The following is a 9,326-nucleotide window of genomic DNA, read 5'->3' on the forward strand; positions in this document are numbered from 1 at the left end:
GCTAACAGCTGAAGATAAAGCCTGTAACCATGCGCTATCTAAGGAGAGAATCAAGGTTGAGAGTATTTTTGACAAAGTATAGTAGATTGAAACTAGAATAGTACACCTCTACTTCTAAAACATTGTTAGAAATCGATTTGACTGTCTTGATTGATTTGTCCCGTTCTTATTTCATTTCACTATGAAAACGTTTAAAATAGTTTTCAACAACCTATCGAAATCATCGTAAACGCTTCGGATTACGAATGAATTTGATTGCTGGCATTATCAATCATGAACTAGGATTCTAGTTTTGCAGGAAGTCTAATATTGTTATAAAATGATTTGAATTCCAAAATCACATTGTTCCGTCCGTATTTTATTTTACTGTATGTCTTCCTAAGCTCCAAAGTTTCTGCGTCAAATTTCCTATTTTCACTGTAGTCTTTGACATTTCGAACGACAATTTGAATCATATATTCAAAAAAATGAAAAATTTGTGCCAACAAGCCTAAATATTCTGAAAATTTGTTTGATTTTTAATGGATAATGTGATATAATGGTTGTCAATCTATAATTCACATAAACAGAGGAGTAGAAAATGAAAAAAAATCGTGTATTTGCTACAGCAGGTCTTGTTTTATTAGCAGCAGGTGTACTTGCAGCATGCAGTTCTTCAAAATCATCTGATTCATCAGCCCCTAAAGCTTATGGCTATGTTTATACAGCAGACCCAGAAACCTTGGACTACCTGATTTCAAGTAAAAATAGTACAACAGTAGTGACTTCAAATGGGATTGATGGTTTATTCACTAACGATAATTACGGTAATCTTGCTCCTGCAGTTGCAGAGGATTGGGAAGTCTCTAAGGATGGTTTGACCTACACTTATAAGATTCGTAAAGGGGTTAAATGGTTTACCTCTGATGGAGAAGAATATGCAGAGGTGACGGCTAAAGATTTCGTGAACGGCTTAAAACACGCAGCAGATAAAAAATCAGAAGCTATGTATCTAGCTGAAAACTCGGTTAAAGGCTTGGCAGATTATCTATCAGGAACTTCAACAGATTTTTCAACAGTTGGTGTCAAGGCGGTTGATGATTATACGTTACAATACACTTTGAACCAGCCTGAACCGTTCTGGAACTCTAAGTTGACCTATTCTATTTTCTGGCCTCTGAATGAAGAATTCGAAACATCAAAAGGAAGCGATTTTGCTAAACCAACAGATCCGACATCCTTGCTTTATAATGGGCCATTCTTGTTGAAAGGGTTGACTGCAAAATCTTCTGTAGAGTTTGTGAAAAATGAGCAATATTGGGATAAAGAAAATGTCCACCTAGATACTATCAATCTAGCTTACTATGATGGCTCAGATCAGGAGTCGCTAGAGCGTAACTTCACTAGTGGAGCTTATAGTTATGCCCGTCTTTTCCCTACCAGCTCCAACTATTCTAAGGTTGCAGAAAAATACAAGGACAATATCTATTACACACAACCAGGCTCTGGGATTGCTGGTCTGGGTGTGAATGTTGATCGCCAAAGTTACAACTATACTTCTAAAACTACCGATTCAGAGAAAGCAGCTACTAAGAAGGCATTGCTTAACAAAGATTTCCGTCAAGCCTTGAATTTTGCTCTTGATCGCTCAGCTTACTCAGCTCAAATCAATGGTAAAGATGGAGCAGCTTTAGCAGTTCGTAATCTATTTGTAAAACCAGACTTTGTTTCAGTTGGTGAGAAGACCTTTGGTGATTTAGTCGCTGCTCAACTTCCTGCTTATGGAGATGAGTGGAAAGGTGTGAATTTAGCTGATGGGCAGGATGGTTTATTCAATGCTGACAAGGCCAAGGCAGAGTTTGCGAAAGCTAAGAAAGCTTTAGAAGCAGATGGCGTTCAGTTTCCTATTCATCTGGATGTTCCAGTAGACCAAGCATCAAAAGGCTACATCGCCCGTATTCAGTCCTTTAAACAATCTGTAGAAACAGTTCTTGGTGTTGAAAATGTCGTTGTCGATATTCAACAAATGACAAGTGATGAATTCCTTAATATTACTTACTATGCTGCCAATGCTTCATCTGAGGATTGGGATGTATCGGGAGGAGTTACATGGGGACCAGACTATCAAGACCCATCTACTTACTTGGATATTTTAAAAACAACTAGCAGTGAAACTACAAAAACATATTTAGGATTTGATAATCCAAATAGCCCTTCAGTAGTTCAAGTTGGTTTGAAAGAATACGATAAATTGGTTGATGAAGCTGCCAAAGAGACAAGCGACTTGAATGTCCGTTATGAAAAATATGCAGCGGCTCAAGCATGGTTGACTGATAGTTCTCTCTTTATTCCTGCTATGGCTTCTTCTGGTGCAGCACCGGTGCTTTCACGAGTTGTTCCATTTACTGGAGCTTCTGCGCAAACAGGCTCTAAGGGGTCAGATGTTTACTTCAAATATTTGAAATTGCAAGATAAAGCGGTGACTAAGAAAGAGTATGAAAAAGCTCGTGAAAAATGGTTGAAAGAAAAAGCTGAATCAAATGAGAAAGCTCAAAAAGAATTGGCAAGTCATGTGAAGTAAATAATTTCTAATAGAACTTTCTCTCCATGAGGAGAAGGTTCTTTTGGGATTTTTAAAGGAAATAATATGAAAAAATATATTTTTATGCGTGTTTTGCGGTCATTGGTTTCGATTTTCTTAGTGACGACTTTGACCTACACGATTATCTATACCTTGGTTCCTCGAAAATTGATTTTCAAGCAGGATCCTAACTATAATAAAATTGCGACAACGGCTGATAAACGTGATAACTATGAAAATACTGTGTTTGAGCGTATGGGCTACATTGAGTATTACGATACTAAAGAGTTGCAAGAAAAGGCAAGTAGCATGGATTCTTCTGTAACAGTAGAAGCAAATGCGACCAATAAAGCTATTTATGAAAAGTACATCAATCAATTAGGTCATGGTTGGACCTTGGGAGAATTTACTGAAAGTGGTCAATTCTATGCTAGTCGTGAAATCCCCATTTTTGAACGTGTTTTTCACTTCTATGCTAACTTGATTGACATTGACCATACAAATAAAATCCAAGACCCTGAAAATCCAGACTTGAAACGCTACCTTCGTTTCGAAAATGATCCAGCTATCGGATGGTCATTGGTCGGTTCAGGAACTAAACATAAATATCTCTTGTACTTTAACAGTCAGTTCCCATTTGTGCATCAAAATTTTGTGAACATCAATTTAGGTGACTCTTACCCAACCTATGCTAATACACCAGTTCTTCAGGTTATTACTCAAGGTCAAGGACAAACCAAAACTGCCCAAGTTCAGTTCCCAACAGGTAAGAAAACGTCTTCTGTAAATATTTACTCAAGAACCTACAAGTCACCTAGTCAGGCTGACTCTCGTGAAGTAGCTAGCTATGGGAAAGATGATCCTTATACAGCGACTGAAAGTAATTACCAATATCCATCTATGATTGTCAGCTCTGCTATTACTGGTTTGATTGGTTTGGTGATTTCTTATGCGATTGCAGTGCCACTTGGTTCAGCCATGGCTCGTTTCAAGAACACTTGGATTGATAGCTTCTCAACAGGGGCTTTGACCTTCTTGCTTGCTCTTCCAACCATTGCCTTGGTTTACATCGTTCGATTGATTGGATCATCTATTGGTCTTCCAGATTCGTTCCCTATCTTGGGAGCTGGAGATTGGCGTTCTTACGTTTTACCAGCAGTCATCCTTGGTTTGTTGGGTGCTCCTGGTACAGCTATTTGGATTCGTCGTTACATGATTGACTTGCAATCTCAAGACTTTGTTCGTTTCGCTCGTGCAAAAGGTTTGTCTGAAAAAGAAATTTCAAACAAACACATCTTTAAAAATGCCATGGTTCCGCTGGTTTCAGGAATTCCTGGTGCTATTATTGGGGTTATCGGTGGTGCAACCCTTACTGAAACAGTCTTCGCCTTCCCAGGTATGGGTAAAATGTTGATTGACTCTGTAAAAGCATCTAATAACTCTATGGTCGTTGGTCTTGTCTTCATCTTTACATGTATTTCTATCTTCTCACGTCTTTTGGGAGATATTTGGATGACTATTATTGACCCACGTATTAAATTGACTGAGAAAGGAGGCAAATAATGTCTACAATCGATAAAGAAAAATTTCAGTTTATAAAACGTGACGATTTTGCCTCTGAAACTATTGATGCGCCAGCATATTCTTACTGGAAATCAGTGTTTAGACAATTTATGAAGAAAAAATCAACTGTAGTCATGTTGGGAATCTTGGTAGCCATCATTTTGATGAGTTTCATCTACCCAATGTTTTCTAAGTTTGATTTCAATGATGTCAGCAAGGTAAACGACTTTAGTGCTCGTTATATCAAGCCAAATGCTGAGCATTGGTTCGGTACAGACAGTAACGGTAAATCACTCTTTGACGGTGTCTGGTTTGGAGCTCGTAACTCTATCCTTATTTCTGTGATTGCGACAGTGATTAACTTGGTTATCGGTGTTTTTGTCGGTGGTATTTGGGGAATTTCAAAATCAGTTGACCGTGTCATGATGGAAGTTTATAACGTCATCTCAAACATCCCATCTCTTTTGATTGTCATTGTCTTGACTTACTCAATCGGAGCTGGATTCTGGAATCTGATTTTTGCTATGAGTGTGACGACATGGATTGGGATTGCCTTCATGATCCGTGTGCAAATCTTGCGTTATCGTGATTTGGAATACAACTTGGCGTCACGTACTTTGGGAACACCAACCTTGAAGATTGTTGCCAAAAACATTATGCCACAATTGGTATCTGTTATTGTGACAACGATGACTCAAATGCTTCCAAGCTTTATCTCATACGAAGCCTTCTTGTCTTTCTTCGGTCTTGGATTGCCGATTACAGTGCCAAGTTTGGGTCGTTTGATTTCGGATTATTCACAAAACGTAACAACCAATGCTTACTTGTTCTGGATTCCATTGACAACCCTTGTTTTGGTATCCTTGTCCCTTTTCGTAGTTGGTCAAAACTTAGCGGATGCTAGTGATCCACGTACACATAGATAGGAGTAGAAATGACAAAAGAAAAAAATGTAATTTTGACTGCTCGCGATATTGTCGTGGAATTTGACGTTCGTGACAAAGTATTGACAGCCATTCGCGGCGTTTCCCTTGAACTAGTTGAAGGAGAAGTATTAGCCTTGGTAGGTGAGTCAGGATCAGGAAAATCTGTTTTGACAAAGACCTTCACAGGTATGCTCGAAGAAAATGGTCGCATTGCCCAAGGTAGTATTGACTACCGTGGTCAGGATTTGACAAATCTATCTTCTCACAAGGATTGGGAACAAATTCGTGGTGCTAAGATTGCGACTATCTTCCAGGATCCAATGACTAGTTTGGACCCCATTAAAACAATTGGTAGCCAGATTACAGAAGTTATTGTAAAACACCAAGGAAAAACAGCCAAGGAAGCAAAAGAATTGGCCATTGACTACATGAATAAAGTTGGAATCCCAGACGCAGATAGACGTTTTGATGAATACCCATTCCAATATTCTGGAGGAATGCGTCAACGTATCGTTATTGCGATTGCCCTTGCCTGCCGACCTGATGTCTTGATCTGTGATGAGCCAACAACTGCCTTGGATGTAACCATTCAAGCTCAGATTATTGATTTGCTAAAATCTTTACAAAACGAGTATCATTTCACAACAATCTTTATCACTCACGACCTTGGTGTGGTAGCAAGTATTGCGGATAAGGTAGCGGTTATGTATGCAGGAGAAATCGTTGAGTATGGAACTGTTGAGGAAGTCTTCTATGACGCTTGCCATCCATATACATGGAGTCTCTTGTCTAGCTTGCCTCAGCTTGCTGATGATAAAGGGGATCTTTACTCAATCCCAGGAACACCTCCGTCACTTTATACTGACTTGAAAGGGGATGCCTTTGCCTTGCGTTCTGACTATGCAATGCAGATTGACTTCGAACAAAAAGCTCCTCAATTCTCAGTATCAGAGACACATTGGGCTAAAACTTGGCTTCTTCATGAGGATGCTCCAAAAGTAGAAAAACCAGCTGTGATTGCAAATCTCCATGATAAGATCCGTGAAAAAATGGGATTTGCCCATCTGGCTGACTAGGAGGAAGGAAATGTCTGAAAAATTAGTAGAAATTAAAGATTTAGAAATTTCCTTCGGTGAAGGAAGTAAGAAGTTTGTCGCGGTTAAAAATGCTAACTTCTTTATCAACAAGGGAGAAACGTTCTCGCTTGTTGGTGAGTCAGGTAGTGGGAAAACAACTATTGGTCGTGCTATCATCGGTCTCAATGATACAAGTAATGGAGATATCATTTTTGAGGGTCAAAAGATTAATGGTAAGAAATCGCGTGAACAAGCTGCGGAATTGATTCGTCGTATCCAGATGATTTTCCAAGACCCTGCGGCAAGTTTGAATGAACGTGCGACTGTTGATTATATTATTTCTGAAGGTCTTTACAATCACCGTTTATTTAAGGATGAAGAAGAACGTGAAGAGAAAGTTCAAAATATTATCCGTGAAGTGGGTCTGCTTGCTGAGCATTTGACTCGTTACCCTCATGAGTTTTCAGGTGGTCAACGTCAACGTATCGGTATTGCCCGTGCCTTGGTCATGCAACCAGACTTTGTTATTGCGGATGAACCAATTTCAGCCTTGGACGTTTCTGTGCGAGCCCAAGTCTTGAACTTGCTCAAAAAATTCCAAAAAGAACTTGGCTTGACCTATCTCTTTATCGCCCATGACTTGTCGGTTGTTCGTTTTATTTCAGATCGTATCGCAGTTATTTACAAGGGTGTTATTGTAGAGGTTGCAGAGACAGAAGAATTGTTTAACAATCCAATTCACCCATATACTCAAGCCTTGCTTTCAGCGGTACCAATTCCAGACCCAATCTTGGAACGTAAGAAGGTCTTGAAGGTTTACGACCCAAGTCAACACGACTATGAGACTGATAAACCATCCATGGTTGAAATCCGTCCAGGTCACTATATTTGGGCGAACCAAGCCGAATTGGCACGTTATCAAAAAGGACTAAACTAGTAATGGTTTTATAATTTCCATGTCAATTTTTAGGCTCTTTGTCAACTGTAGTGGGTTGAAGTCAGCTAAGCTCGAGAAAGGACAAATTTCGTCCTTTCTTTTTTGATGTTCAGAGCGATAAAAATCCGTTTTTTGAAGTTTTCAAAGTTCCGAAATCCAAAGGCATTTCGTTTGATAAGCTTAATGAGATTATTGGTTGCTTCTAATTTGGCGTTAGAATAGTGTAGTTGAAGGGCATTGACAATCTTTTCTTTATCCTTTAGAAAGGTTTTAAAGACAGTCTGAAAAAGAGGATGAACCTGCTTTAGATTGTCCTCAATAAGTCCGAAAAATTTGTCAGGCTCCTTGTTCTGGAAGTGAAAAAGTAAGAGCTGATAGAGATTGTAGTGGTGTTTCAAGTCTTCTGAATAGCTCAAAAGCTTGTCAAGAATCTCTTTATTCGTTAAGTGCATACGAAAAGTAGGGCGATAAAAACGTTTATCGCTGAGTTTACGACTATCCTGTTGAATGAGTTTCCAGTATCGTTTAATAGCCTTGTATTCATGGGATTTTCGTTCAAACTGATTCATAATTTGGACACGGACACGACTCATAGCACGGCTAAGATGTTGCACAATGTGAAAGCGATCCAGAACGATTTTAGCGTTTGGAAAAAGTTGCCTAGCTAAGTCATAATAAGGACTAAACATATCCATAGTAATAATTTTCACTCGACATCGGACGACCCTATCATATTTAAGAAAGTGATCTCGAATGACGGCTTGTGTTCTACCTTCAAGAACAGTGATGATATTGAGCTTATCAAAATCTTGCGCAATAAAGCTCATCTCCATCTCCCGATTGAAACAGTCACTCCCCGGACTGTTTCAACGTCCCAAGACATAATCTTAGGCAGATTTCTAAAATTACACTCAAAGTGGAAGTCATTGAGCTTTCGAATGACAGTTGAAGTTGAGATGGAAAGCTGATGGGCAATATCGGTCATAGAAATCTTTTCAATTAACTTTTGAGCAATCTTTTGGTTGATGATACGAGGGATTTGGTGATTCTTCTTGACGATAGAAGTTTCAGCGATCATCATTTTTGAACAGTGATAGCACTTGAATCGACGCTTTCTAAGGAGAATTCTAGTAGGTATACCAGTCGTTTCAAGATAAGGAATTTTAGAAGGTTTTTGAAAGTCATATTTCTTCAATTGGTTTCCGCACTCAGGGCAAGATGGGGCGTCGTAGTCCAGTTTGGCGATGATTTCCTTGTGTGTATCCTTATTGATGATGTCTAAAATCTGGATATTAGGGTCTTTAATGTCTAGTAATTTTGTGATAAAATGTAATTGTTCCATATGATTCTTTCTAATGAGTTGTTTTGTCGCTTTTCATTATAGATCTTATGGGACTTTTTTTCTACAATAAAATAGGCTCCATAATATCTATAGGGGGGTACCCACTACAAATATTATAGAGCCGAAAAAGGCTGAGATCTAGTGTCTCAGTCTTTTATTTCTTGCGCTTTGCAAAATCTACAAATCTAAATTTCTCTAACTTATGGCGACTTTCGGTAAACTGAAATTGGCGTCCGTCTTGGAGATAGACTTTTGATTTAATCGAAACGACATAAGGGTCTTTGCCAATGTCCATGAGAATCTTGTCTCGGTCGCTTGAGTGGTCAATGGTGATTTCCTTCTGAGCATAATCAATAAGGAGTTTGAGGTCGTCCTCTATATAAGAATAGATGGACTGCTCAGCAATTTGGCGAGTGATATTTGGGATTAGTTCCATATCCAGATAGTCCGTATCCAGAACGGATACCAGATCATCCACCACACGCTGGCGGACCACCTTCCAAACCATACGAAATTCTGGGAAGCCAGTTATTAGTGAGGATTTTTTATCAATAATAATCTTGTCCAGACTGACCACGTTGGTTTTAGAGCGCAGTCCAAGTTCTTGAACTAGTTCTTGGTAGCTGGTTAGGTTGGATACAGGGAAATTGACGGTTTCTTCTTTGACGACTTGAGAACCTTGCCCTCTTATCTTTTTGATCAATCCTTCCTCTTGGAGGAGAGACAGAGCCTTTCGGACGGTATCACGACTCACTTGATATTGCTCCATGAGGTCATGCTCGCTAGGAAGGAACTCTCCGACAGCGTAAGTCTCGTTTTGAATGGTTTCGTTGATTTGCTTAAATAGTTGTTGATATTTCTTCATTTGGCTTCCTTATACTCTTCGAAAATCTCTTCAAACCACGTCAGCTCTATCTGCAAC

6 protein-coding genes and 2 pseudogenes are annotated in these 9,326 nt (G+C 39.1%); 6 read left to right on the forward strand and 2 right to left on the reverse strand.

The annotated features are described in order from the left end of the window. Positions 1-194 precede the first annotated feature (194 nt). The 6 genes and pseudogenes from HT699_RS06540 to HT699_RS06565 form a co-directional block, all read left to right on the forward strand. Positions 195-290: pseudogene (locus tag HT699_RS06540) on the forward strand (IS5/IS1182 family transposase); the annotation flags it as partial. A gap of 290 nt (positions 291-580) precedes the next feature. Next, entirely contained in the window at positions 581-2,560 is a 1,980-nt protein-coding gene (locus HT699_RS06545; protein WP_023940854.1) for a peptide ABC transporter substrate-binding protein, read from the forward strand. A 66-nt stretch (positions 2,561-2,626) separates the two neighbouring features. Then, positions 2,627-4,123, forward strand: a complete 1,497-nt coding sequence (locus HT699_RS06550) for an ABC transporter permease (RefSeq protein WP_000759897.1) — start codon at positions 2,627-2,629, stop codon at positions 4,121-4,123. Further along, the gene (gene oppC, locus HT699_RS06555) at positions 4,123-5,049 is read left to right on the forward strand and encodes an oligopeptide ABC transporter permease OppC (protein ID WP_000103690.1); all 927 of its coding nucleotides are present in this window, start codon (positions 4,123-4,125) and stop codon (positions 5,047-5,049) included. The genes HT699_RS06550 and oppC overlap by 1 nt, the downstream gene beginning before the upstream one ends. An 8-nt stretch (positions 5,050-5,057) precedes the next feature. After that, positions 5,058-6,125 carry an ABC transporter ATP-binding protein gene (locus HT699_RS06560; protein WP_000159563.1) on the forward strand — a complete coding sequence of 356 codons (1,068 nt, stop codon included), beginning with the start codon at positions 5,058-5,060 and terminating at the stop codon, positions 6,123-6,125. 10 nt (positions 6,126-6,135) lie between these two features. Continuing rightward, complete coding sequence (locus HT699_RS06565) at positions 6,136-7,062, forward strand: ABC transporter ATP-binding protein (RefSeq protein ID WP_172934187.1); 927 nt, start codon at positions 6,136-6,138, stop codon at positions 7,060-7,062. Positions 7,063-7,127: 65 nt separating this feature from the next. Here HT699_RS06565 and HT699_RS06570 read toward each other — a convergent pair. Then, a pseudogene (locus HT699_RS06570) lies at positions 7,128-8,404 on the reverse strand (ISL3 family transposase). Positions 8,405-8,558: 154 nt separating this feature from the next. Beyond that, positions 8,559-9,269, reverse strand: coding sequence for a trehalose operon repressor (gene treR / locus HT699_RS06575; protein WP_172934188.1), 711 nt, complete (start codon positions 9,267-9,269; stop codon positions 8,559-8,561). Positions 9,270-9,326 lie beyond the last annotated feature (57 nt).

The sequence above is a fragment of the Streptococcus sp. 1055 genome, assembly GCF_013276815.1.
Taxonomy (GTDB): Bacteria; Bacillota; Bacilli; order Lactobacillales; family Streptococcaceae; genus Streptococcus; species Streptococcus pseudopneumoniae.